This window comes from Micromonospora sp. BS32, from assembly GCF_059089345.1.
This window is the reverse complement of sequence record NZ_JBSSHR010000001.1, coordinates 1-23,036: the sequence shown is the minus strand read 5'-3', so window position 1 is coordinate 23,036 and position 23,036 is coordinate 1. Positions and strand designations below refer to the sequence as shown.

Below are 23,036 nucleotides of genomic sequence, written 5' to 3'. Positions count from 1 at the left end.
ATGCCATGTCCATCCGTCACGGCCTGCTCGCCCTGCTCGAGCGTGGCCAGATGTACGGCTACCAGTTGCGGGCCGCGTTCGAGGAGTCGACCGGCTCGACCTGGCCGCTGAACATCGGGCAGGTGTACACCACCCTCAACCGGCTGGAACGCGACGGACTGGTCCGTCCGCTGCCGGAGCACGAGGGCGGCCAGCGGCCGTACGAGATCACCGACGCCGGGCGGGCGGAGTTGACGCTCTGGTTCGCCACCCCGATCAGCCGCAACGACCGGCCCCGGGACGAGCTGTCGATCAAGCTGGCCCTGGCGCTGACCACCCCGGGCGTCGACGTCCGGGCCGTGGTGCAGACCCAGCGCAGCGCGACCATGCGCACGCTGCAGGAGTTGACTCGATTGAAGTACGCCAGCGACCGGCCGGAGGACCTCCCCTGGCGGCTGGTGCTGGACGCGATGCTCTTCCAGACCGAGGCGGAGATCCGGTGGCTGGACCACTGCGAGACCACCCTGGTCCGGCACCGGCCGGCCGACCCGCCGGCGCCCGGGGCGGGACCGGACCCGACGGCCGTGCCGGACCCGGCGGCCCGGACCGACCAGGAAGCGCGCCGGTGACCGGAGCGGGGGACGCGGTGCTCGACCTGCGCGACGTCCACCGCACCCACGGCAGCGGACCGGCCGCCGTGCACGCCCTGCGCGGGGTGAGCCTCACCGTCCACCCCGGCGAGCTGGTGGCCGTGATGGGCCCCTCCGGCTCGGGGAAGTCCACCCTGCTCACGCTCGCCGGCGGGCTGGACCGGCCGACCGCCGGCGAGGTGCTGGTCGAGGGGGAGCCCCTCGGCTCGCTCGACCGGCGTGGGCTGGCCCGGCTGCGCCGCCGCCGGATCGGCTACGTCTTCCAGGACCTCAACCTGCTGGGCAGCCTCACCGCGGCGGAGAACGTCGCACTGCCGCTGGAACTCGACGGCGTCCGGGTACGACCGGCCCGGCGGGCGGCACTCGCCGCGCTGGACGAGGTGGGGCTGACCGGGCTGGGCGGGCGCTTCCCCGACCAGATGTCCGGCGGCCAGCAGCAGCGGGTGGCGATCGCCCGGGCGCTGGTCGGCGAGCGGCGGCTGGTGCTGGCCGACGAGCCGACCGGGGCGCTGGACTCGCAGACCGGCGAGGCGGTGCTGCACCTGCTGCGCCGCCGGGTCGACGCCGGCGCCGCCGGGGTGCTGGTCACCCACGAGGCGCGGCACGCCGGCTGGGCCGACCGGGTGGTCTTCCTCCGCGACGGGGTCATGGTGGACTCGACGGCGCCGCTGGCCGGCGTCGAACAGTTGCTCTCCGGCAGCGGCCGGTGAACCGACGGCTCGCCGCCACACTCGGCTCGTGGCGGGCCGCGCTGCGGATCGCCCGCCGGGAGGCGCGCCGGGCGCGCGGGCGTACCGCGTTGGTGCTGGCGATGATCGCCCTGCCGGTGCTGGCGCTGTCCTTCGTCGCGGTCAGTTACGACATGTCCGACCTGACCCGGGCGGAACGCGTCGGCCAGCGGCTCGGCGACGCCGACGCCGAGCTGCGCTGGGTGGCCGAGGACGCGGTCGTCCAGGACGCCTGGGGGGAGAACGCGGTCCCCCGCCGGGGTGCGCTCGCCGGGCGGGTCCGGCCGGCGACCGCGGCGGAGCTCACCGCGCTGCTGCCGCCGGGCAGCCGGATCGAGCCGGTGCTCTGGTGGGTCCCCGTCGAGCTGCGGGTCGGTGACCGGGTGGAATCCTTCAGCGGCCGGGTGTTGGACCTGACCGCGTCGCTGCCCCGCTCGCTGGTACGACTGCGGGCCGGCCGGGTGCCGGCCGGCCCGACCGAGATCGGGCTCAGCCGGCACGCCCTGGACCTGACGGGTGCCCGGATCGGCGGCACGGTGAGCACCGCCGACGGCTCCCGCACCTACAACGTGTCCGGGGAGCTCGAGTTCCCGGACGACCTGCGCGGCGCCGTCGCGCTGCACCCGGACGCCGCACCCCGCACCGTCGTCGAGTCGGACCGGAGCTGGCTGGTGGACCTGCCGGGCCCGCCCGACGAGGCGCTGGTCGGGCGGCTCAACGCGCACGGCGTCACGGTGAGCGCCCGCGCCCCGGTGCCCGGCGCGAGCCGCCTCGGGGCCGACCTCGGCCCGACCTCCGCCCTCCCCGACGCGGAGCAGACCGGCACGGCGGTGCTGGTGGGCGGGCTGGGGCTGCTGGAGGTGGTGCTGCTGGTCGGGCCCGCCTTCGCCGTCGGCGTACGCCGGCGGCGCCGGGACCTGGCGCTGGTCGCGGTGGCCGGTGGCGACGCCGGGCACCTGCGCCGGATCGTGCTCGCCGACGGGCTGGTGCTGGGCGGCGCCGGCGCGGCGCTCGGCGTGCTGCTCGGCGTGGGCACCGCCGTCGCCGGCCGCCCGCTGGTCGAGCAGTACGTGATCGGCGCGCGGATGGGCGGGTACCGGTTCTTCCCGGCGGCGCTGGCGGCGATCGTGGCGGTCGCCGTGCTGGCCGGGCTGCTCGCCGCGCTCGCCCCGGCCTGGACGGCCGCCCGGCAGGACGTGGTGGCCGGGCTCGCCGGCCGGCGCACGACCCCGCCGCACCGCCGCCGGTGGCTGGTCGCCGGGGTCGCCCTCACCCTGCTGGGCACGGCGACCGCCGCGGTGGGGGCGCAGCGGACCGGATCGGTGGTGATCCTGGCCGGGCTGGTCCTCGGCGAGCTGGGCCTGGTGTTCACCACCCCCACGCTGGTGGGGCTGCTGGCCCGGGCCGGGCGGATGCTGCCGCTCGCGCCGAGGATCGCCGTCCGCGACGCCAGCCGCAACCGGTCCTCCGCCGCCCCGGCCATCTCGGCGGTGATGGCGGCGGTGGCCGGCAGCGTGGCCGTCGGGGTCTACGTGGCCAGCGACGAGGCCCGGAACCAGGCGCAGTGGCAGCCCGCACTGCCCCCCGGTCACGTCCTGCTGCTGCGCGGGGATCCCGGGCACGGCCCGCTGCCTCCGCTGGCGGCGGTCGCCGAGCGGGTGCGCGCCGAGCTGTCCACGGACGCCGTCGCCCGGTACGACGTACCGGCCTGCGCACCGCCCCGCCGGGAGGAGGACGTCTGCTCGGTCACCCCGGTGCTGCCGCCCGAGCGGGCCTGCCCGTACCCGCCGGACAGGTTCGGTTCGGCCGCCGTCCGGCGTCGGGCGCTGGCCGATCCGCGCTGCCGGCGTCCCACCCCGAGCCCCGACGGGCTGTACCTGGCGACGACGGTCGACGACGGGTCCGCCCTGTCCGGGCTCACCGGCGCTCCCCCGGCGGAGACGGCGTCGGCCGCGGCGGTGCTGCGCGGCGGCGGGGCGGTGGTGACCGACCCGCGCTACGTCGTCGACGGCCGGATCACCCTGACCGCCGAGCGGGCCGGCGAATCGTCCGCGCCGGTACCGACCACGATCACCGTCCCCGGTCACGTGCTGCATGGCGGACTCACCGTCGACCGGCTGGTGCTCTCCCCCGCCGCCGCCGCGCGGCTCGGCCTGGTCGCCGACCCGGCCGGGTACGTCGTCGACACCGCCGCCGCGCCCGGACCCGTCCAGCGGACCCGGCTGGCGGCCGCGCTGCGCCCGCTCGCCCCGCTCATGGTCGAGGTCGGACCGGACGGACCGGACGGCGACCGGCGCCCGCTGCTGCTCCTGCTCGCCATCGGCTCCGGCCTGATCACCCTCGGGGCGGCCGGGGTGGCCACCGGCCTCGCCGCGGCCGAGGGCCGGCGGGACCTCTCCACGTTGGCCGCCGTCGGCGCCAGCCCCCGGTTGCGTCGGATGCTGTCGCTCTGCCAGTCCGGGGTGATCGCGGTGCTCGGCTCCGTGCTGGGCATCGTGGCCGGCCTGGCCTCCGCGCTGATCATCCTGACCTCGGTCAACCGCCAGTACGCCGACAGCTGGCCGGTCGAGCCGCCGTACCCGGTGGTGGTGCCCTGGACGACGCTCGGCGTGCTGGTGGTGGTGCCGCTGGTGGCGATGCTCGGCGCCGGCCTGCTCACCCGTTCCCGGCTGGCGGTGGAACGCCGGCTCGACTGAGCACACCGCGCCCCGATCGACCAGAGCCGATCGGGGGTCCCCCTCGGGGCGACGAATTGGCAGACTGTCGGCGTGTCCGTTCTGGGATCCCTCACCCGCCGACTCGGCCACCACGGCTGGTTCGGCGCCACCATGCGCCTGCTGGTCCCGGCCGACCGGGCGGTCGGCCGGCTCACCCGCGGCCGGGTGGTGGCGTTCGGTCTGGTGCCGTCGCTGGTCATCACCACCACCGGCCGCCGGTCCGGCCAGCCGCGCAGCAACCCGCTGCTCTACGTCCCCGACGGTGACGGTTACGTGGTGATCGGGTCGAACTGGGGCCAGCAGCACCAGCCGGGCTGGGCGATGAACCTACTGGCCAAGCCGGAGGCGGAGGTGGCCGTCAAGGGGCGGCGGATCCCGGTCCGCGCCGAGGTCGCCTCCGACGCCGAACGGGAGCGGCTGTGGCAGCTGCTGGTCACCGAGTGGCCGGCGTACCGGACGTACGTCGAGCGGGCCGGCGGCCGGGAGATCCGCATCTTCCGGTTGGTCCCCACCGGCGCCGACCGCTCCTGACCGGCGGCCGGGCGCGGCGGGACGGGCCAACGGGCCGGCGTGGCTAGGGTGGGAGGCGGCGACCCGGCCGACGCGTGGCGGGCGGTGACGTCCACGGGCGGCCCGGCCCGGCGGGCGACGCGATCGCGGGACAGGGGTGGTACCCGGTGGACGGGAGCGGCACGGACCTGAGCACCGACCCGCACCTCGGCGATCCCCGGTGGCGGGTCGCGGAGCGGGTCGCCGAGGCGGCCCGGCAACGCTTCCCGGCGGACATCCTGGCGGTCGCGGTGCACGGCCCGCTGGCGCACGGCGACGACGACGGCGGCGGCGACGGTGAGGTCGGGCTGCTGCTGGTCACCTACCGTCTTGGCGGCGGGCCGGCGCCGTCGACCCGGCGGGTGGACGGGGTGCTGGTCGACCTCACCGTGGCCGGCGCCGAGGACTACCTGCGGCAGGCCCGCGCGCTCACCGCGCTGTGGCCGTTGACCGCCGACCGGTACGTCACCACCACCGCCCTGTACGACCCGACCGGCTGGCTGCGCACCCTGCGCGACGCGCACCTCGGCCGGCTGGCCCGGGCCCGGCCGGCGGAGTTCAGCACCGCGGCCCGGCAGGCCTGGTACCGGGGCTGCGCGGCGCACGCCCGGGCCGCCCGGCTGGCCGAGTGGTACGAGACGGACCAGGCGCTGCTGATGCTCGGCGAGGCCCGGCTGGCGGCGGCCACGGTCACCGGGTTGCTCACCCGCACCTACTTCCGGGACCCGGGCGACGCGGTCCGGCGTACCGGGCTGGCCGGGGCGGACATGACCGAGGTGGGCGCCGTGCTGGCCCGGCAGGCCGACGAGCTGACCGCCCGCGGCCGCCCCGTCGACGGCACCGTCGACGACCTCCTCACCCACTGACCGCCCTCATCCCCCGCTGACCGCCCTCGTGCACGGAAAGAGTGGCCATCCGAGGCGGAATGGCCACTCTTTTGCGTGAAACTGCGACAGGGGGCGGGTCAGCCGATGCCGCCTTGGATGCCGATCAGGGCGCCTACCAGGTAGGTGGCGGCGGCGGCGGCCGCGCCGAGCAGGAGCTGCCGCAGGCCGCTGGTCCACCAGGGGCGGTAGGTGAACCGGGCGACCACCGCGCCGGCCACGAAGAGCCCCACCCCGCCCAGGCCGAGCGCCAGCCAGAGGCTGGTGAAGCCGAGCAGGTAGGTCACCAGGGGCACCAGGGCCCCGATGGAGAAGCAGAGGAACGAAGAGATCGCCGCTGCCCACGGGCTCGGCTGCTCGTCGGGGTCGACGCCCAGCTCCTCCCGCACGTGCACCCGCAGCGCCTCCTCCGGGTTGCGACGGACCGCCTCGGCGACCTGGGTGGCGAGGTCGCGGGGCAGGCCCCGGGCCACCCAGGCGTCGGCCAGCTCGCGGGCCTCCGCCTCAGGGTGGCGTTCCAGCTCCCGCCGCTCCTTGGCCACCTCGGCGGCAACCTGCTCGTTGGCCGAGCGGACGCTGGTGTACTCCCCCAGCCCCATCGAGATGGCACCGGCGACCAGGCCGGCGGTGCCGGTGAGGACGATGCTGCGCGGCGACACCCCGCCGCCGCCGACCCCGGCGATCAGGGCGATGTTGGTGACCAGGCCGTCCATCGCGCCGAAGACGGCGGGCCGCAGCCAGCCGCCGGACACGTCCGCGTGGTGCGCCTCGCGAAGCGCTGCCGGGGTCTCGGTCACGGCAGGGTGAGGATCTCGTAGCCGTCGTCGGTCACGACGATGGTGTGCTCGAACTGGGCCGTCCACTTCCGGTCCTTGGTGACCACGGTCCAGCCGTCGTCCCACATGTCGTACTGGTAGGTGCCGAGGGTGATCATCGGCTCGATGGTGAAGGTCATCCCCGGTTCCATCACCTCCGTCGGCCGCGGGTTGTCGTAGTGCGGCACGTAGAGACCGCTGTGGAACGCCTCGCCGATGCCGTGGCCGGTGAAGTCGCGGACCACCCCGTAGCCGAAGCGCTTGGCGTACGACTCGATGACCCGCCCGATCACGTTGATCTGCCGGCCGGGCTTGACCGCCTTGATGCCCCGCATCATCGCCTCGTGGGTGCGCTCGACCAGCAGCCGCGCCTCCTCGTCCACCTCGCCGACGCAGAAGGTGGCGTCGGTGTCGCCGTGCACCCCGTCGAGGTACGCCGTGACGTCGACGTTGATGATGTCGCCGTCCTGGAGCACGGTCGTGTCCGGGATGCCGTGGCAGATCACCTCGTTGAGGCTGGTGCAGCAGGACTTGGGGAAGCCCTTGTAGCCCAGCGTCGACGGGTAGGCGCCGTGGTCGACCAGGAACTCGTGCACCACCCGGTCGATCTCGTCGGTCGTCACGCCGGGCTTGCAGTGCTCACCCGCCAGCTGGGTCGCCTGGGCGGCCAGCCGGCCGGCGACCCGCATCTTCTCGATGGTCTCGGGAGTCTGCACGTGCGAGCCGCGCCACTCCTGTGGGCGCTTCTTGCCCACGTACTCCGGTCGGGCGATGTGGGCGGGGACCGCCCGCCACGGGGAGAGCGTGCCAGGGGTCAGCGGCGCACGGACGTTCATGCGGACAGCCTATCGCCGACGCCCTGGTGACCCCCGCCACGGCCCGGCCGTCCCGGTTGTTGCCGTGGCAAGTGGGCTGTGCCATTGTGACCTGGTGGATCAAGGGGGCGCACCTCCCGTCTTCTCCGCGAGCTCCGAGCTCGACGGAGGCCACCTCCGCGTCGTGGTCACCGGTGAGGTCGACATGGCCACCGCCGACACGATGCTCCGCACCGCGCTGCGCGAACCGGCCGACCAGGTCACCCTCGACCTGCGCGCGGTCAGCTTCTTCGACTCGGCCGCGATCCACGCCGTGGTCCAGCTCGCCCAGCGTTTCCCGACCACGCTGACCGTGCTCCCCTCCCGCCAGGTGAGCCGGGTGCTGGAGATCTCCGGCCTGGCCGAGCAGGACTGGCTGCACCGCGACTGACCACGCCCCGCCCGCCCGGGCGTCGGGCCCGCGGGCTCAGTCGCGCAGCCGCCGGCGCAGCGTCACGTCCGTCCCCGACGAGGTACGCGTCACCGTCAGCTCGCCCAGCGCCCGGATCAGCGACAGTCCCCGGCCCCGGAAGCCGGCCCCGGTGGACTCGCGCCACTGCCCGCTGTCGCGCACCGTCACCACCACCGTGCCGTCCTCGATGACCACCTCCACGCCGATGGTCGGCTCGGTCGGTGACACCGGGTGCTCGATGGCGTTCGCGGCGGCCTCGGAGACCGCCACGGTGAGGTCGAACAGGTCGTTCTCGTCGACGCCGTGCGCGCCGAGGAAGTCCTCCAGCCGCTTGCGCAGCACGCTGAGCCGGGTCGGGTCGGCGGGCAGCCGCAGCGCGAACCGGTTCAGCTCGGCGGCCTCCAGCGCCAGCACCGCCACGTCGTCGTGCCGGGTCCGCTCGGCGACCCGCTCGACCACCGCGTCGATCAGGTCGGCCACGTGCTCGCCCCCGGTGCCCGCGTCGGCCCGCAGCTGCGCCAGTGCCGCGTCGATGCCGGAGTGCCGGTCCTCGATCAGCCCGTCGGTGTAGAGCAGCAGCCGGGAGCCGAGGGCGATCTCGCCCTCGACGATGCGGTAGTTGGTGCCGCTGAGCGCACCGATGGGCGGCCCGAGCGCCCGCTCGTGCAGGAACGCCACGTCGTCTCCTCGGATCAGCAGGGGGGACGGGTGCCCGGCGCTGGCGTATCGCAGCCGGCCGGTGCGCGGGGAGTACGCCAGGCACACCACCGTGGCGTACGACTGGCGCTCGGTCGAGCCGACCAGCCGGTTCAGCCGGGTCAGCGACTGGCCGGGGTCGAAGCCCTCCAGCAGGTACGCCCGCAGCGCGTTGCGCAGCTGGCCCATGGCCGCCGCCGCCCCGACGCCCTTGCCGACCACGTCGCCGATGACGAGCACCACCTCGTCGTCGGCCACGCCGATCACGTCGTACCAGTCGCCGCCGACCTCGACGTCGGTGCTGCCGGGCAGGTAGCGGCTGGCCACCACCGCGCCGGGCAGCTGGGGCAGCGAGCGCGGCAGCAGGCTGTGCTGGAGGGTGGTGGCGATCCGGTGTTCGGCCTCGTAGAGCTGGGCGTTCTCCAGCCGTACCCCGATCAGGCGGGCGAGTTGGGTGAGCGCGGCCTGCTCGGTGCCGTCGCCGTCGTGACGCCAGACCCGCAGCTCGCCGAGCTGCGTGCCGGTGGTGCCGGTCAGGGGCAGGACGTGCGTCGGCTCGGGCCCGGTCGTCCCACCGCCGTCCGCCTCGTAGCAGGCGCCAGTGGTGCTGACCACCACCCGGGCCGCCTCGGCGAGGCTGAGCGCGTGCTGGGCGGCGACCTGCACCACGTCGGCGGTGGACCGGGCGGTGTTGACCGCCACCGCCGCGTCGGCCAGCGCCCGCAGCCGGCGGATGATCTGCCCGCGCAGCTGGCCCAGCTCGACGTTGGCCCGGACCCGGGCGATCAGCTCCTGACCGGAGAAGGGCTTGGTGAGGTAGTCGTCCGCGCCGACCGAGAGCCCGGCGACCGCCTCGGCGGAGCCGGCCCGCGCGGAGAGCAGCACGATCGGCACGTGCCGGGTGCGCGGGTTCGCCCGCAGCGCGGTGACCAGGCCGAAGCCGTCCAGCCGGGGCATCATCACGTCGGTCAGCACCAGGTCGAACGGGGCGTCGACGGCCTGTTCCAGGGCGGCGACGCCGTCCGGCACCGCCACCACCTCGTACGACGGGCCGAGCAGCCGGGTGACGTGTTCGCGCAGGTCGGCGTTGTCGTCGGCGAGCAGGATCCGACCCGCCCCCTCGACCGCGCCCTCCACCTGCGGCGCGGTGTCCGGGTCGCCGCCGGAGGTCCAGAGCGCGGTCTCGGCCATGTAGAGCGACGCCTGTCGCGGCCGGGGCGGCACCGGACCGGCGGACGCCACCCGGTCGGACGGCAGGTGCGCGGAGCCGAACGGGACGGTCACCGCGAAGAGGCTGCCCTCGTCGACCCGGCTGTGCGCCTCCACCCGTCCGCCGTGCATCTCGGCCAGCTCGCGGACCAGCGCCAATCCGATGCCAGTGCCCTCGTGGGTGCGGGAGCGCACCCCCGGCACCCGGTGGAACCGCTCGAAGACGTGCGGCAGCTCCTCGGGGACGATGCCGACGCCGGTGTCGGTGACCTCCAGCCGGGCCATCCCGTCCACCGCGCGGATCCGGACCCGGATCTCACCGTCGAAGGTGAACTTCAGCGCGTTGGACACCAGGTTGAGGACGATCTTCTCCCACATGTCCCGGTCGACGAAGACCGGCGCGGGCAGCGGCGGGCAGTCCACCACCAGGCGCAGCCCGGCCCGTGCCATGGCCGAGCGGAAGGTGCTGGTCAGCCGGGCGGTGTAGTCGGCCAGGTCGGTGGGCTCGTAGTGGGCGGCGAGCCGGCCCGACTCCAGCCGGGAGAAATCCAGCACGGTGTTGACCAGCTTCAGCAGGCGCAGCGCGTTGCGGTGCATCACGGTCAACCGGTCGATGTACGCCGGCGGCAACTGGGGGTCGGCGAGCATGTCCTCCAGCGGGCCGAGGACCAGCGTCAGCGGGGTGCGGAACTCGTGGCTGACGTTGGCGAAGAAGTTGGTCTTGGCCCGGTCCAGCGCGGCCAGCTCGGCGGCGCGGGCCCGTTCCTGCTCGTACACCTGCTGCTGGCCGACCGCGCGGGAGATCTGCGCGGCGACGAGGTGGAGGAAGTCGCGGTAGTCGGCGCCGAGCGGCAGCAGCCGGGAGACGCCGACCACCAGCACCCCGGCGGGCTCGTTGGTCGCGGTGAGGGGCAGCAGCAGGGCCCGCCCGCCGGCCTCCGGCGGCACCGTGCCGAGGAGTTCGGTCACCTCGACGTCGTCGGCGCCCCCGCCGGCGGCGACCCGGTCGAGGATGGCCGGCGCCTCGGCGCGCACGGTCGCCGGGTCGACGCCGCTTGCCCCGGCAAGGTGGAGCCGGCCGTCGTCGTCGTAGAGGTGGATCAGGGCGAACGGCACGTCGGCGTGGTGCCCGTCCAGCACCGCGGCCGCGGTACGGCCCAGCTCCGCCGTGCTGCCCGCGTCGACCAGCCGGCTGCCCAGCTCGGCCAGGGCCCGCAGGCGGCGCTCGCCGACCACCCGGCCGGTGGTCTCGTTGACGAGGCAGAGCACGCCGTGGACCGTGCCGTCGGCGCCCCGGACCGGGTCGTAGGAGACGTCGAAGTAGACCTGTTCCAGGAAGCCCTGCCGCTCGATCAGGAACGGGTGGTTCTCGCCCCGGTACGGCTCGCCGGTCAGCCGGACGGCGTCGAGCAGCGGGCGGAGCACGTCCCAGGTCTCTACCCAGTGCTCCCGGGCGGGCTGGCCGATCACGTCGGGGTGCTTGTCGCCGATCGTGGGTCGGTAGGCGTCGTTGTAGATGGCCAGCTGGTCCTCGCCCCAGAACAGCACCATCTGGGAGCGCGAGGCGAGCACCATGCTGACCGCGTGGCAGAGCGCCGGCGGCCAGGTGTCGGGAGTGCCGATCGGGGAGGCGGTCCAGTCGAATTCGCGCAGCCGCCGGCCCATCTCACGGCCGGCGGCGAAGGCGGCGGCGAGCAGCGGCGGAAGGGCGCGGTCCGCAGCACGCGAGGACCGACCCCGTCCGTCCTCGCCCACCTGGGCCGAGCTCATGAATCCTCCCCGCTCCGGCCGTTGCCACGACGCCTCGGCGATCGCCGGCCGCGACCCGCCTTCTACCCCGACGGATCAGCAACGTAACGCATGTTGCGGATCGGGCGCTGGTAACCCGGGTCTCATCCTGCCGTCATCGGCCGGACATCGCTCGTCGGGGAGGGGGCAGCGCCGGTCCGGCGCCGTGCTCAGAAGACCGGCAGGCCGTCGATGCTGGCGGCGTTCTTCCTGCTCCGGTAGGCCGCCAGGTCCGCCGGGGTGCGTCGGGAGCCCCACTCGATCAGCAGGTCGCGTTCGCCGCGGTAGTCCATCAGCGGCACCGCGTAGCCGCAGGAGTCGCTGACCCGGTCGACCTCGACCGTGACCACCGCCCGGACGGCGTGTGAGTCCGGCGGGTCGGGGAAGTCGGCGAGCAGCGCCGGGAAGCCCGGGTCGGTGAGCGGGGTGGCGACGCCCCGGCCATGCAGCCGGACGATCTTGGGCGGGCCGGCGAAGGCACAGAACATGATGGTGATCCGCCCGTTCTCCCGCAGGTGGGCGATCGTCTCCGCGCCGCTACCGTGGTAATCCAGCCAGGCCACCGTCAGCGGGCCGCGGACGAGGAAGGTGCCGCGCATCCCCTTCGGCGAGACGTTGACGTGCCCGTCCGGCCCGGAGGGAGCGGAGGCCACGAAGAAGACCGGTTGCGCCTCAATGAAGTCGCGCAGCCGCCCGTCGATGGCCGGATGGACCTTCCCCATGGCGGACATCCTCGCACCGGTAGCCGTAAAGTGGGACACCCCTTCCCATCATCTGGAGCGGGCCGCGCGGACCAGGGCGGTCACCGGGCGGGGGTCGGCCTCGTTCTCCGGATGCCACTGCACGCCGAGCAGGAAACGCCGCCGCGGATCCTCGACCGCCTCGACCACCCCGTCGTCCGCCCAACCGGTGACCGTGAGCCGCCCCGCGTCGGCCACTCCCTGGTGGTGGTAGGAGTTGACCCGGTCCACCCCGGCCATCACCGCGCCCGCCAGGCTGCCCGACGCGAACCGGACCGGGTGCGCGCCGTACCTTCCCGGCGCCGGGCGGTGCCGGTCGTGACCGACCACGTCCGGCAGGTGCTGGTGCAGCACCCCGCCGTGGGCGACCACCATCAGCTGCATGCCCCGACAGATCCCCAGCACCGGCAGGTCGGCGGCGAGCGCGCCGGTGAGCAGGGCCAGCTCACCCGCGTCCCGGTCCGGCCGGGGCTCGGTCCGCGGGTCGGGCGGCCGGTCGTACCGCTCCGGGCCGACGTCGGCACCGCCGGCCAGGACCAGCCCGTCGAGCACCCGGACCACGTCGGCGTCCACGTCGTCCGGGGGCAGCACCACCGCCCGCCCGCCGGCCGCGGCGACCGCCCGGACGTACGCCTGCGGCACCAGCGCGGCCGGCACGTCCCGCCACACGGCCCAGCCGGCCGGTTCGACGTACGAGGTGATCCCGATCAGCGGACGACCCACCGGGCCGACGCTCACCGGGCCGGCACCGTTCGCGACTGCGGGGCTTGCAGACCCGGCTCACTCCTCGCGCTCACAGTGGAGTGACGTACGCGCCGGTGATGCCGCCGTCCACCACGAACTGCGCGGCGGTCATGAACGACGAGTCGTCGCTGGCCAGGAAGGCCACCGCGGCGGCGATCTCCTCGGGTGCGCCGAACCGGCCCATCGGCACGTGCACCAGCCGGCGGGCGGCCCGCTCCGGATCCTTCGCGAACAGCTCCAGCAGCAGCGGGGTGGCGACCGGGCCGGGGCAGAGCGCGTTGACCCGGATGCCCTCGCGGGCGAACTGCACGCCCAGCTCCCGGGTCATCGCCAGCACCCCGCCCTTGCTCGCGGTGTACGCGATCTGCGAGGTGGCCGCCCCCATCAACGCCACGAACGAGGCGGTGTTGATGATCGACCCCTTGCCCTGTCGCCGCATGTGCGGGATGACGTGCTTGCAGCAGAGATAGACGCTGGTGGTGTTGACCCGCAGCACCCGCTCCCAGGCGTCCAGCCCGGTCTCCAGGATCGAGTCGTCGTCCGGCGGTGAGATGCCGGCGTTGTTGAACGCCACGTCGACCCGTCCGTGCCGGGCGACCACCCCGTCGAAGAGTTCCCGGACGGCCGCCTCGTCGGCCACGTCGGCGAGGACGAACTCCCCGCCCACCTCCTCGGCGGCCCGCCGGCCGGCCTCGGTGTCGATGTCGACGCAGACCACCCGGGCCCCCTCGGCGGCGAACCGCCGCACGGTGGCCAGCCCGATCCCGCTGCCCGCCCCGGTCACCACGGCGACCCGGTCCGTCAGTCGTCCCTGCACGGTGCTCACTCCTCGGTGCTGATGAAGACGTTCTTGACATCGGTGAAGGCGTGCAGGGCGTCCGGGCCCAGCTCCCGACCCAGCCCGGAGCGCTTCATGCCGCCGAACGGGGTCCAGTAGCGCACGGAGGAGTGCGAGTTGACGCTGAGGTTGCCCGACTCCACGGCCCGCGCCATCCGCAACGCCCGGCCGACGTCCCGGGTCCAGATCGAGCCGGAGAGGCCGTACTCGGTGTCGTTGGCGAGCCGGACCGCGTCGGCCTCGTCGTCGAACGGGAGCACCGAGACGACCGGGCCGAAGATCTCCTCCCGCCAGTGCCGGTCGGCCGGCGAGTCGGCGAGCAGCACGGTCGGGGCGTACCAGAAGCCGGGGCCGTCGGGGCGGGAGCCGGTGAAGGCCACCTTCGCGCCGTCGACGTAGCCGCCGACCCGGTCGCGGTGGGCGGCGGAGATGAGCGGGCCCATCTCGGCGGTGTCCCGGACCGGGTCCTCGACCCGGAAGGCGCGCACGGCCGGTTCGAGCAGCTCCAGGAAGCGGTCGTACACCGGGCGCTGGACCAGGATCCGGGACCGGGCGCAGCAGTCCTGGCCGGCGTTGTCGAACACCGCGTACGGCGCGGTGGCGGCCGCCTTCTCCAGGTCGGCGTCGGCGAAGACCAGGTTGGCGGACTTGCCGCCGAGTTCCAGGGTGACCCGCTTCACCTGGGCGGCGCAGCCGGCCATGATCCGGGTGCCGACCTCGGTGGAGCCGGTGAAGCAGACCTTCCGGACGGCCGGGTGGGCGACGAACCGCTCGCCGACCACGCTGCCGGCGCCGGGCAGGACGGTGAACACGCCCTCCGGCAGCCCGGCCACCAGGGCCAGCTCGGCCAGGCGCAGCGCGGTGAGCGGGGTCAGCTCGGCGGGCTTGAGCACCACGGTGTTGCCGGCGGCGAGGGCGGGGGCGAAGCCCCAGCCGGCAATGGGCATCGGGAAGTTCCACGGCACGATCACCCCGACCACGCCCAGCGGCTCGTGGAAGGTCACGTCCAGCCCGCCGGGCACCGGGATCTGCCGTCCGGTCAGCCGTTCCGGCGCGCCCGCGTAGTAGTCGAGCACGTCCCGGACGTTGCCCGCCTCCCAGCGCGCGTTGCCGATCGTGTGTCCGGAGTTGCGCACCTCCAGCCGCGCCAACTCCTCCAGGTGCGCGTCCACCACGCCGGCGAACCGCCGCAGCAGCCGCGCCCGGTCCCCCGGCGCCACGTCGCGCCACGTCTCGAAGGCAGCAGCCGCCCGGGAGATCGCCGCGTCGGCCTCCCCCGCCGACGTGGCCGCCACCTCCGCCACCACCGCCCCGGTGGCCGGATTGATCACCTCACCCAAGACAACACCCTCCCTCCCATCCCGCCCTCGCCCCACCCGCAGCCCCCGTCGATCTTGCAGTTGCTGCCCCGACAAGAGCGGCTCATCGGCATGGACCAGGGGCGCAAAGTGCAAGATCGGCGACGAGGGGGCGCGGAGGGTCAGAGGCGTTCGAAGCCACGCACGAGCTCCCAGTCGGTCACCGCGGCGTCGAAGGCGGTGAGTTCGACCCGGGCCTGGTTGGCGTAGTGGGCCCGCACCTCGTCGCCGAAGGCCTCGCGGGCGACCTCCGAGGACTCCCAGAGGGTGAGGGCGTCACGCAGGGTGGCCGGCACCCGGGCGGCACGCCGGTCGTCGTACGCGTTGCCGGTGCACTCCTCGCCCAGCTCCAGCTTGCGTTCGATGCCGTGCACCGCCCCCGCCACCAGGGCGGCGATCGCCAGGTAGGGATTCACGTCGGCGCCGGGCACCCGATTCTCCACCCGCATGCCCTGCCCGTGCCCGACCAGCCGCAGCGCGCAGGTGCGGTTGTCGGTGCCCCAGCGCAGCGCGGTCGGGGCGAACGAGCCGGGCTGGTAGCGCTTGTAGGAGTTGACGTTCGGGGCGAAGAAGAGGCTCAGCTCCCGCATGGTGTCGAGCAGCCCGGCCAGCACCTGCTGCCCGATCGCGCTCAGGTGCGCCGGCCCGTCACCGAGCATGGCCGAGCGGCCGTCGGCGCCGCGCAGCGAGAAGTGGATGTGGCAGGAGTTGCCTTCCCGGGCGTTCGGCTTGGCCATGAAGGTGATCGACATGCCCTCCTGGGCGGCGATCTCCTTCGCCCCGTTCTTGTAGATGACGTGGTGGTCGGCGCAGGCCACCGCCTCGTCGTAGCGGAAGGCGATCTCGTGCTGGCCGAGGTTGCACTCCCCCTTGGCGCTCTCCGGGGTCAGCCCCGCGCCGGCCATCTCGGTGCGGATCCGGCGCAGCAGCGGCTCCACCCGGGCCGTGCCGAGCAGCGAGTAGTCCACGTTGTACTGGTTGGCCGGGGTGAGGTCGCGGTAGCCGCGCCGCCAGGCCTCCTCGTACGAGTCGCGGAAGAGCACGAACTCCAGCTCGGTGCCGGCGTACGCGGTGAGCCCGTGGGCGGCCAGCCGGTCGAGCTGGCGACGGAGGATCTGCCGGGGCGAGGCGACCACCGGGCCGGAGTCGTCCAGCCAGGCCAGGTCGGCGATGAGCAGGGCGCTGCCCGGCTGCCAGGGCACCCGGCGCAGGGTGTCGAGGTCGGGGACCATGGCGAAGTCCCCGTAGCCGCGTTCCCAGCTCGACATGGCGTACCCGTCGACGGTGTTCATGTCGACGTCCACGGCGAGCAGGTAGTTGCACCCCTCGCTGCCGCCGGCGACCACCTGGTCGAGGAAGAAGGGGGCGTGGAACCGTTTGCCCTGCAACCGGCCCTGCATGTCGACCAGAGCCAGCACCACCGTGTCGATCTCGCCCTCGGCGACGGCGACCCGGAGTTGTTCCAGCGTGAGCGGAGCTTTCCTCATCGGCTCGCCTCCATCACCAAGGTCTACTCGTCGATCCGATCACCGTCAATGCCCGCCGGACGGGCCCCGGCAAACCCGGGGCCAGCGGGCCGTGGTCAGGCCGGCTCGTCGGCCGGTGCGGCGTCCGTGGTGCGCTGCGCCGGCAGGTCGACGGTACGGCGGGGACCGGTGAACCACTTCCGGGCCGAGGCGTACCACCAGACGGCGACACCGAGCAGCAGCCCGCCGACGGCGAGCGGCGCGTAGTTCACCGCCGACCAGCTGAAGTCGGCGTGCCCGGGCACCCCCGCGGGGACGATCGGCAGCACGAAGTAGACCGAGATCACGGCGATCTCGACGACCGCGATCCAGCCGAGCACCTTGTACTTCGGGCCGAGCGTCCACGGCCCGGGCTGGAACCGGTTCCCCATCCGCAGCCGCAGCGCGATCGGGATGACGAAGGACAGGTAGAGCCCGATCACCGCCACCGAGACCACCGCGTAGAAGGCGACCGGGATGCCGGAGGGGCTCTCGTAGAGGGCCGGGAGGGTGAGCACCAGACCCGCCACGGTGGCGCCGATGATGGCGTTGGCCGGGGTGCCGTTGCGGTCGACCTTCGACCAGAGTCGCCAGCCCGGCACGGCCCGGTCCCGGCTGAACGCGTACGTCATCCGCGACATCGACGTCACGCAGCTCATCCCGCAGAAGAACTGGCCGATGGTGGAGATGATGATGACGGTCTTGAAGAAGAACGGGGTGAGCGCCGGCTCGAAGATCGCCCCGGAGAACCCGCTGGCGGAGTTGATCGCCTCCACGTCGGTGGCGGCGAAGAGGAAGGCCAGCAGCAGGATCCAGCCGCCGACCGCCGAGTAGAAGATCGACCGCCAGAGCCCCTGGGCGGCGGCCTTCGAGGCGCCCCGGGTCTCCTCGGAGACGTGGGCACAGGCGTCGAAGCCGGTGATCGTGTACTGGGTGAGCAGGAAGCCCAGCGGCAGTACGTAGAACCAGAAGGTGAGCCCGCCGGTGTCGCCGTCGCCGAACCCGGAGTTGTTGAACCGCTCGGTGAAGACGAACCGGAAGCTCTGGTGGTCGTCGGGGACGAGGAGCAGGATGGCCACCACGGCGGCCGCGCCGGCCACGTGCCACCAGACCGAGACGTTCTGGAGTACGTCGATGATCCGGTGCCCGAAGATGTTGATCAGCCCGTGCAGCGCCAGGATGATCACGAAGAGTCCGAAGGCCTGGCGCAGCGTCCCGGCCCAGCCGTCGAAGAGCGCCGACAGGGTGAGGTTGAGGAAGGTCGCGCAGCCGTAGTCGACCGACGCGGTCACCGCGACCAGCCCGATCAGGTTGAGCCAGCCGGTGAACCAGCCGTGCACCGGGCGGCCCATCTTCGCCGCCCACCAGTAGATGCCGCCCGCGGTCGGGTATGCCGAGACCAGCTCCGCCAGGCAGAAGCCGATGATCAGGATGAACAGCGAGATCAGCGGCCAGCCCCAGCTGATGGCGACCGGGCCGCCGTTGTTCCAGGCCTGGCCGAAGGTGGTGAAGCAGCCGGCCAGGATCGAGATGATGGAGAACGAGATGGCGAAGTTGGAGAAGCCGCTCCACTTGCGGTGCAACTCCTGCTGGTAACCGAGTTCGGCGAGCCGTCGGGCGTCGTCGTCCATCGGTTGCTCGGCGGTCGGCGCGGGCGTCGTGGCCACTGCACACCTCCTGGAGGTGGTCCCCGGTACGAGTGCGCCCGAGTCTCGTCCCGTCGATCACGCCGGTCAATCCACCGTGGCGGCCGAACTCGCAAATTGCGTTGCCGGACAATCCGCCGTGGGCGCATGCTTTGGCCCGTGACCAGGCCCGATCGCGACGGGTCTCCACCGGGCGCTCGGCAACGCCCGGTCCGCGGCGGCGCGGGGCGTCCACCTCTCTCTCACGTACGGCGTGCTCCGCCGTACCCGACGGACGCCCCACGCCGCCGCCTCTCCGCTAATGTGCGGCGATGACCGCTCCCCTGCGCCGGTACCGCACGGGACTCACCGACAGCAGCTGGTGGGACGGCTTCGCGTTCCGGCCCGACGACATCGTGGTGAGCACCCCGTCCAAGTGCGGCACCACCTGGGCCCAGATGATCTGCGCGCTGCTGGTGCACGGCACCGCCGAGCTGCCCGCCCCGCTCAGCGCCCTCTCCCCCTGGCTGGACATGCGGCTGCGCCCGGCCCGGGAGGTGCGGGGGGCCCTTGATCGGCAGACCCACCGCCGGATCATCAAGACCCACACCCCGCTCGACGGCCTGCCCGCCGCGCCCGGCGTGACGTACCTCGTGGTGGGGCGCGACCCGCGCGACGTCGCCGTGTCGATGAGCCACCACCGGGCCAACCTGGACGGCGTGGTGCTCGCCCGGCTCTTCGCCGCGGCCGGACCGGAGCCGGACGGGCCCCGGCAGCCGCGCCCGACCGACCCGAGGCTGCGGCTGCTGGAGTGGATCGACGAGGACCTGCCCGGCACGGTCTGGCACCTGGCCGACGCCTGGGCGCGGCGCCACGAGGAGCAGGTCCTGCTGCTGCACTACGCCGACCTCTCCCGCGACCTGGCCGGCCGGATGCGGCTGGTCGCCGCCCGGCTCGGCATCGAGGTACCGGAGGCGCGCTGGCCCGGTCTGGTCCGGGCGGCCACCTTCGGCGGGATGCGCGACCGGGCCGCCCAGCTCGTCCCGGACGAACGGCTCGGCCTCTTCGCCGACCGCGAGCGGTTCTTCCGCAGCGGCTCCTCTGGGCAGTGGCGCCGGCTCCTGACCCCGGCCGACGAGGCCCACTACCAGCGGCGGCTGGCCGCCCTGGCCCCGGCGGACCTGCGGCACTGGCTGCACCACGGCAGCCTCGGGGCGGCGGAGCCGGCGGTCAGGTGAGCAGCAGGCCGGCCACCCAGAGGGCGGCCACGGTCAGGCCGGCGAGGAACTCCACCAGCATCGACAGGCCGGCCGCCTTGAGCGCCTGCACGGTCGCCGGCCAGGCGAGCTGGTTGCTGCCCAGCCGCAGCCGTTCCGCGCCCCACACCCCGCCGATGAAGCCCAGCACCAGTCCCACCACCGGGATCACGAAGAACCCGACCAGGCCCAGCACCCCGCCGGCGAGCAGGGACGACGTGGGCACCCCGGTCCGCTTCAGGTGCCGCCCCGGCCAGAGATACTTGACCACCGTGCCGCCGGCCGCGACCACGGTGGCCAGCGCGAGCACCGCCCAGCGGCCCGGGCCGGCGCCGCCGAAGAGCGCCCAGACCAGCACCCCGCCCCAGCACAGCGGCAGCGCCGGCAGGCCCGGCACCACCACCCCGGCCAGCCCGGCCAGGATGGCCAGCGCGGCGACCACCGAGACCGCCGCCTGAGAGTCCGTCAGGCTCACACCGCCACCCTTCGTCGCCGCCGGCGCAGCCGGGCGGGCCGGGAGCCGTTCACACCGCCACCTCCCCGCGCAGCCGACCGGTGATCTCCTCCGCCGGGACGGGCGCGCCGAACCAGCGGCCCTGACCGGTGTCGCAGCGCAGCGCCCGCAGCCGCTCGGCCTGCGCCTGCGTCTCCACCGCCTCGGCGGTCACCCAGAGCTCCAGCGCGTGCGCCAGCCGCACCAGCGCGTCCACGATCCGCTCGTCCCGGTGGTCGGCCGGGGCGTCGGAGTCGTCGGCGCGGATTCCCTCCACGAACGGGCCGGCCAGCTTCAGGCAGTGGATCGGCAACCGGCGCAGATACGCCAGGTTCGAGTACCCGGTGCCGAAGTCGTCGATGGCCAGCCGTACGCCCAGCCCGGCGAGGCGCCGCAGCGACCGCAACGGTTCCCCGGCGCTGCCCATCACCGCGCTCTCGGTCAGCTCCAGCTGCACCAGCTCGGCCGGCAGGCCGGTACGGCTCAGCACCGACGCGACGGTGTCCACGATGGCCGGGTCGTCGGCCTGCCGGGCGGCCAGGTTGACGCTCACCACCAGCCGCGCCTCGGGGAACTCGCGGTGCCAGGCCCGGGCGTCCCGGCAGGCCTGCCCGAGCACCCACTCGCCGAGCCGGACGATCAGGCCGGTCTCCTCGGCCAGCCCGATGAACTGGTCCGGCCCGATCAGGCCCAGCTCCGGATGGCACCAGCGGACCAGCGCCTCCACGGCCAGCATCGAGCCGTCCAGCAGCGACACGATCGGCTGGTAGTGCACCACGAACTCGCCCCGGTCCAGGGCGGCCGGCAGGCCGGCGGCGAGCGCCGAGCGGGCGATGTCGGCGGCGCTGCGCTCCGGGTCGTACACCGCCCACCGGCCACGGCCCTCCGCCTTCGCCCAGTAGAGGGTGGTGTCGGCGGCCTTCATGAGCTCGGAGACGTTGGTCTCCACCGCGGGGCACTCGACCACCCCGACGCTGGCGGACACGGCGAGCTGCTGGTCGCCGACGAGCACCGGGGCGGAGACCGCGGCGAGGGCCAGCTCGGCGACCCCCACCGCGTCGTCGATGCTCTCCCCGCCCCGGACCAGGATGACGAACTCGTCGCCGCCCATCCGCGCCACCAGGTGACCCTGCCCGGCCACGCAGTCGGCGAGCCGGCGCGCGATGGTGACCAGCAGCCGGTCACCGAGGTCGTGGCCGAAGCTGTCGTTGACCGCCTTGAAACCGTCCAGATCCAGGAAGCAGACGCCGATCCGTTGCTCGGGGCCGGCGCTCTCGAAGAGCTGCCCCAGCGTCTCGAAGAACAGGGTGCGGTTGGGCAGGCCGGTGAGCGGGTCGTGCAGCGCCTGGAACCGCAGCCGTTGCTGGAGCTCGTACCGCTCGGTGATGTCCTCGATCATCGCGACGGTGAACCGGGGTCGGCCGTCGTCGTGCCGGATCAGCGACACCGCCAGGTCGGTCCAGACGATGCTGCCGTCCTTGCGGTGGTAGCGCTTCTCCACCCGGGCGGCGTCGTGCTTGCCCTCGATCAGCTCCTGGTAGAGCTCCCACATGCCGGCGGCGTCGTCGGCGTGGAACAGCGCCGGAACGTTGGTCTGCCGCAGCTCCTCGATCGTGTACCCGAGCATGTCGGCGAAGGCCTGGTTGACGTCGATGATCTGCCCGTCGATGCCGGCGATGCCGATGCCGATGGCCGCGCCGGTGAAGACGGCCCGGAACCGGGCCTCGCTGTCCCGCAGCGCCTGCTCGACGGCGTCCCGGGCCTGCCAGGCGGACCGGGCGATCCGCTCCTGCTGAGTGAACGTCCGGTCCCGCAGGGCGCGGGAGAATCCGGACGCGAGGGTGCCCTGCAACGCGGCGACCCGGTCGACGGCCTCGGGCAGGTCGGCCCGGGCGGGCAGCACCCGGGCCAGGAACCGCTCACCGAGGGCGCGGACCGACCAGTCCAGCACCCCGGGCTCGGTCAGGTGAGCCTGCACCAGCGCCCGACCCACGTCGTCCCCCGGCTCGGCGGAGAACTCCTCGGCCAGCAGGGCCTGGGCCAGCCGGACGGTGTGCACGAGCAGCAGCCGCTCGGTCTCGTCCGCGCTGAGCGGGACGAAACCGAGCTGGCGCACCGCGCGGGCCCACTCCGCGGCGTACCCCTGGGCGCCCGGACGGCTGAAGTCGTCTCCACCGGGATCCGGGACGGCGGACATGTCGACTCAGCCGGCGGGCTGGTCGTACCGGGCGACGCCGCCGAACGCCCCGAACCGCTCGGGGTGCTCGTCCACGTCGGACGGCGAGTCGGGCCGCCACAGCGGCATGTGCACCACCCCGGGCTCCAGGACCGTCCAGTCGCCGAAGAAGCCGGTGATCTCCGCGCGCGAGCGCAGCGTGATCTCGGTGGCGGTACGCGCCGACAGCCGCTGCGCGTCGAGCATCTCCTGCGGCTGGTCCTCGAAGGTGGAGTGCGAGATGACCAGGAAGCTGCCCGGCACGGCGGCGGCCCGCAGGGCGGCCAGGATGTCGCCCGGCCGGTCGACGTCCGGAATGAAGTGCACCACCCCGGCGAGCAGGATGCCCACCGGGCGGTCGAAGTCGATCAGGCCGCTGGACCGGGCCTCGTCGAGGATCAGCTTCGGCTCGCGCAGGTCCGCCCGGATGGCGATGGCCCGGTCGTTGCCGGCCAGCAGTTCCCGGCTGTGCGCCACGGCCACCGGGTCGATGTCGACGTAGACGATCCGGGCCTGCGGGTTGGCGCCCTGGGCCACCTCGTGCACGTTGCCGACGGTGGGGATGCCGGAGCCGATGTCGAGGAACTGGTCGATGCCGGCGTCGAGCAGCACGCGGACCGCCCGGCGCAGGAACTCCCGCCCGGAGCGCATGGTGGCCGCCAGGTTCGGCGTCATGCTGGCGATCTGCTCGGCGAGCTGCCGGTCGATCTCGAAGTTGTGCGCACCGCCGAGGAAGTAGTCGTAGACCCGGGCCGCGCTCGGCCGGCTCAGGTCGATCTCGGCGGGAGTTCCGTCCGGCATCTGCATCTGCTTCGCCCCAGTTCGTCGCCCCGGGAGGGAACCGGTGGGCGGGCGGGCGCGCGCGGGCACGCGGAAGCCGCACCGGCCGACCCGCGGATCGTGTGGTGGTGACCACTCTAGGCCCGTCCGCCCGGGCACGGGAGATCCGCTTTTCGAGCGCGGGCCGGCGAACCGGTGCGG

The 23,036-nt window shown here is 73.9% G+C and carries 19 protein-coding genes; 7 read left to right on the top strand and 12 right to left on the bottom strand.

Features of this window, described 5'->3' with window-relative positions; genetic code table 11:
- Positions 1–5: 5 nt before the first annotated feature.
- The 5 genes from AC5RWQ_RS00095 (at position 6) to AC5RWQ_RS00075 (ending at position 5,489) form a co-directional block, all read left to right on the top strand.
- The gene (locus AC5RWQ_RS00095; protein WP_494280701.1) at positions 6–608 is read left to right on the top strand and encodes a PadR family transcriptional regulator; all 603 of its coding nucleotides are present in this window, start codon (positions 6–8) and stop codon (positions 606–608) included.
- Positions 605–1,339 carry an ABC transporter ATP-binding protein gene (locus tag AC5RWQ_RS00090; RefSeq protein WP_494280700.1) on the top strand — a complete coding sequence of 245 codons (735 nt, stop codon included), beginning with the start codon at positions 605–607 and terminating at the stop codon, positions 1,337–1,339. Before AC5RWQ_RS00095 ends, AC5RWQ_RS00090 begins: the two co-directional genes overlap by 4 nt.
- On the top strand, positions 1,336–4,053 hold the full coding sequence (locus tag AC5RWQ_RS00085) for an FtsX-like permease family protein (protein WP_494280699.1): 2,718 nt from the start codon (positions 1,336–1,338) through the stop codon (positions 4,051–4,053). The genes AC5RWQ_RS00090 and AC5RWQ_RS00085 overlap by 4 nt, the downstream gene beginning before the upstream one ends.
- Positions 4,054–4,125: 72 nt before the next feature.
- Entirely contained in the window at positions 4,126–4,605 is a 480-nt protein-coding gene (locus AC5RWQ_RS00080) for a nitroreductase family deazaflavin-dependent oxidoreductase (protein WP_494280698.1), read from the top strand.
- A gap of 146 nt (positions 4,606–4,751) precedes the next feature.
- On the top strand, positions 4,752–5,489 hold the full coding sequence (locus tag AC5RWQ_RS00075) for a nucleotidyltransferase domain-containing protein (RefSeq protein ID WP_494280697.1): 738 nt from the start codon (positions 4,752–4,754) through the stop codon (positions 5,487–5,489).
- A gap of 98 nt (positions 5,490–5,587) precedes the next feature.
- Here the strand turns inward: AC5RWQ_RS00075 and AC5RWQ_RS00070 are convergent, their stop codons facing one another.
- Entirely contained in the window at positions 5,588–6,304 is a 717-nt protein-coding gene (locus AC5RWQ_RS00070) for a VIT1/CCC1 transporter family protein (protein WP_334482656.1), read from the bottom strand.
- On the bottom strand, positions 6,301–7,158 hold the full coding sequence (gene map, locus AC5RWQ_RS00065; protein WP_494280696.1) for a type I methionyl aminopeptidase: 858 nt from the start codon (positions 7,156–7,158) through the stop codon (positions 6,301–6,303). The genes AC5RWQ_RS00070 and map overlap by 4 nt, the downstream gene beginning before the upstream one ends.
- A gap of 163 nt (positions 7,159–7,321) precedes the next feature.
- Here map and AC5RWQ_RS00060 point away from each other — a divergent pair, with 163 nt between their 5' ends.
- The gene (locus AC5RWQ_RS00060) at positions 7,322–7,567 is read left to right on the top strand and encodes an STAS domain-containing protein (protein ID WP_494280695.1); all 246 of its coding nucleotides are present in this window, start codon (positions 7,322–7,324) and stop codon (positions 7,565–7,567) included.
- A 36-nt stretch (positions 7,568–7,603) separates the two neighbouring features.
- Here AC5RWQ_RS00060 and AC5RWQ_RS00055 read toward each other — a convergent pair whose 3' ends face one another.
- From AC5RWQ_RS00055 to AC5RWQ_RS00025, 7 genes are all read right to left on the bottom strand, one after another.
- Positions 7,604–11,263, bottom strand: coding sequence for a SpoIIE family protein phosphatase (locus AC5RWQ_RS00055; protein ID WP_494280694.1), 3,660 nt, complete (start codon positions 11,261–11,263; stop codon positions 7,604–7,606).
- 188 nt (positions 11,264–11,451) lie between these two features.
- On the bottom strand, positions 11,452–12,003 hold the full coding sequence (locus AC5RWQ_RS00050; protein ID WP_494280693.1) for a pyridoxamine 5'-phosphate oxidase family protein: 552 nt from the start codon (positions 12,001–12,003) through the stop codon (positions 11,452–11,454).
- Between the two features lie 48 nt (positions 12,004–12,051).
- Positions 12,052–12,759 (bottom strand): gamma-glutamyl-gamma-aminobutyrate hydrolase family protein, encoded by a 708-nt coding sequence (locus tag AC5RWQ_RS00045; RefSeq protein WP_494280692.1) that lies wholly within the window; start codon positions 12,757–12,759, stop codon positions 12,052–12,054.
- A gap of 55 nt (positions 12,760–12,814) precedes the next feature.
- Positions 12,815–13,582, bottom strand: coding sequence for a 3-oxoacyl-ACP reductase (locus AC5RWQ_RS00040; protein WP_494280691.1), 768 nt, complete (start codon positions 13,580–13,582; stop codon positions 12,815–12,817).
- Between the two features lie 5 nt (positions 13,583–13,587).
- Positions 13,588–14,943 (bottom strand): aldehyde dehydrogenase family protein, encoded by a 1,356-nt coding sequence (locus tag AC5RWQ_RS00035; protein ID WP_494280690.1) that lies wholly within the window; start codon positions 14,941–14,943, stop codon positions 13,588–13,590.
- Between the two features lie 140 nt (positions 14,944–15,083).
- The gene (locus AC5RWQ_RS00030; RefSeq protein ID WP_494280689.1) at positions 15,084–16,448 is read right to left on the bottom strand and encodes a glutamine synthetase family protein; all 1,365 of its coding nucleotides are present in this window, start codon (positions 16,446–16,448) and stop codon (positions 15,084–15,086) included.
- A gap of 95 nt (positions 16,449–16,543) precedes the next feature.
- Positions 16,544–18,133, bottom strand: coding sequence for an amino acid permease (locus AC5RWQ_RS00025; RefSeq protein WP_494280688.1), 1,590 nt, complete (start codon positions 18,131–18,133; stop codon positions 16,544–16,546).
- A 290-nt stretch (positions 18,134–18,423) separates the two neighbouring features.
- On the opposite strand from AC5RWQ_RS00025, the gene AC5RWQ_RS00020 reads away from it, so the two are divergent.
- Positions 18,424–19,329, top strand: coding sequence for a sulfotransferase domain-containing protein (locus AC5RWQ_RS00020; RefSeq protein WP_494280687.1), 906 nt, complete (start codon positions 18,424–18,426; stop codon positions 19,327–19,329).
- On the opposite strand, the gene AC5RWQ_RS00015 is transcribed toward AC5RWQ_RS00020, so the two are convergent.
- The 3 genes from AC5RWQ_RS00015 to AC5RWQ_RS00005 are packed head-to-tail and all read right to left on the bottom strand — an operon-like array spanning position 19,322 to position 22,862.
- Positions 19,322–19,822: a DUF456 domain-containing protein gene (locus AC5RWQ_RS00015; protein WP_494280686.1), complete on the bottom strand. Its 501-nt coding sequence runs from the start codon at positions 19,820–19,822 to the stop codon at positions 19,322–19,324. The two genes, AC5RWQ_RS00020 and AC5RWQ_RS00015, sit on opposite strands and share 8 nt — an antisense overlap.
- Positions 19,823–19,871: 49 nt before the next feature.
- On the bottom strand, positions 19,872–22,037 hold the full coding sequence (locus tag AC5RWQ_RS00010; protein ID WP_494280685.1) for a putative bifunctional diguanylate cyclase/phosphodiesterase: 2,166 nt from the start codon (positions 22,035–22,037) through the stop codon (positions 19,872–19,874).
- Between the two features lie 6 nt (positions 22,038–22,043).
- Positions 22,044–22,862 carry an SAM-dependent methyltransferase gene (locus tag AC5RWQ_RS00005; RefSeq protein ID WP_494280684.1) on the bottom strand — a complete coding sequence of 273 codons (819 nt, stop codon included), beginning with the start codon at positions 22,860–22,862 and terminating at the stop codon, positions 22,044–22,046.
- Between the last annotated feature and the right edge of the window lie 174 nt (positions 22,863–23,036).

Bases quoted from the DNA above. Each gene is read 5' to 3' on its own strand.
- AC5RWQ_RS00010 (WP_494280685.1), bottom strand. From the start codon at position 22,037: ATGTCCGCCGTCCCGGATCCCGGTGGAGACGACTTCAGCCGTCCGGGC.
- AC5RWQ_RS00020 (WP_494280687.1), top strand. From the start codon at position 18,424: ATGACCGCTCCCCTGCGCCGGTACCGCACGGGACTCACCGACAGCAGC.
- AC5RWQ_RS00050 (WP_494280693.1), bottom strand. From the start codon at position 12,003: ATGGGGAAGGTCCATCCGGCCATCGACGGGCGGCTGCGCGACTTCATT.
- AC5RWQ_RS00055 (WP_494280694.1), bottom strand. From the start codon at position 11,263: ATGAGCTCGGCCCAGGTGGGCGAGGACGGACGGGGTCGGTCCTCGCGT.
- map (WP_494280696.1), bottom strand. From the start codon at position 7,158: ATGAACGTCCGTGCGCCGCTGACCCCTGGCACGCTCTCCCCGTGGCGG.
- AC5RWQ_RS00095 (WP_494280701.1), top strand. From the start codon at position 6: ATGTCCATCCGTCACGGCCTGCTCGCCCTGCTCGAGCGTGGCCAGATG.
- AC5RWQ_RS00005 (WP_494280684.1), bottom strand. From the start codon at position 22,862: ATGCAGATGCCGGACGGAACTCCCGCCGAGATCGACCTGAGCCGGCCG.
- AC5RWQ_RS00030 (WP_494280689.1), bottom strand. From the start codon at position 16,448: ATGAGGAAAGCTCCGCTCACGCTGGAACAACTCCGGGTCGCCGTCGCC.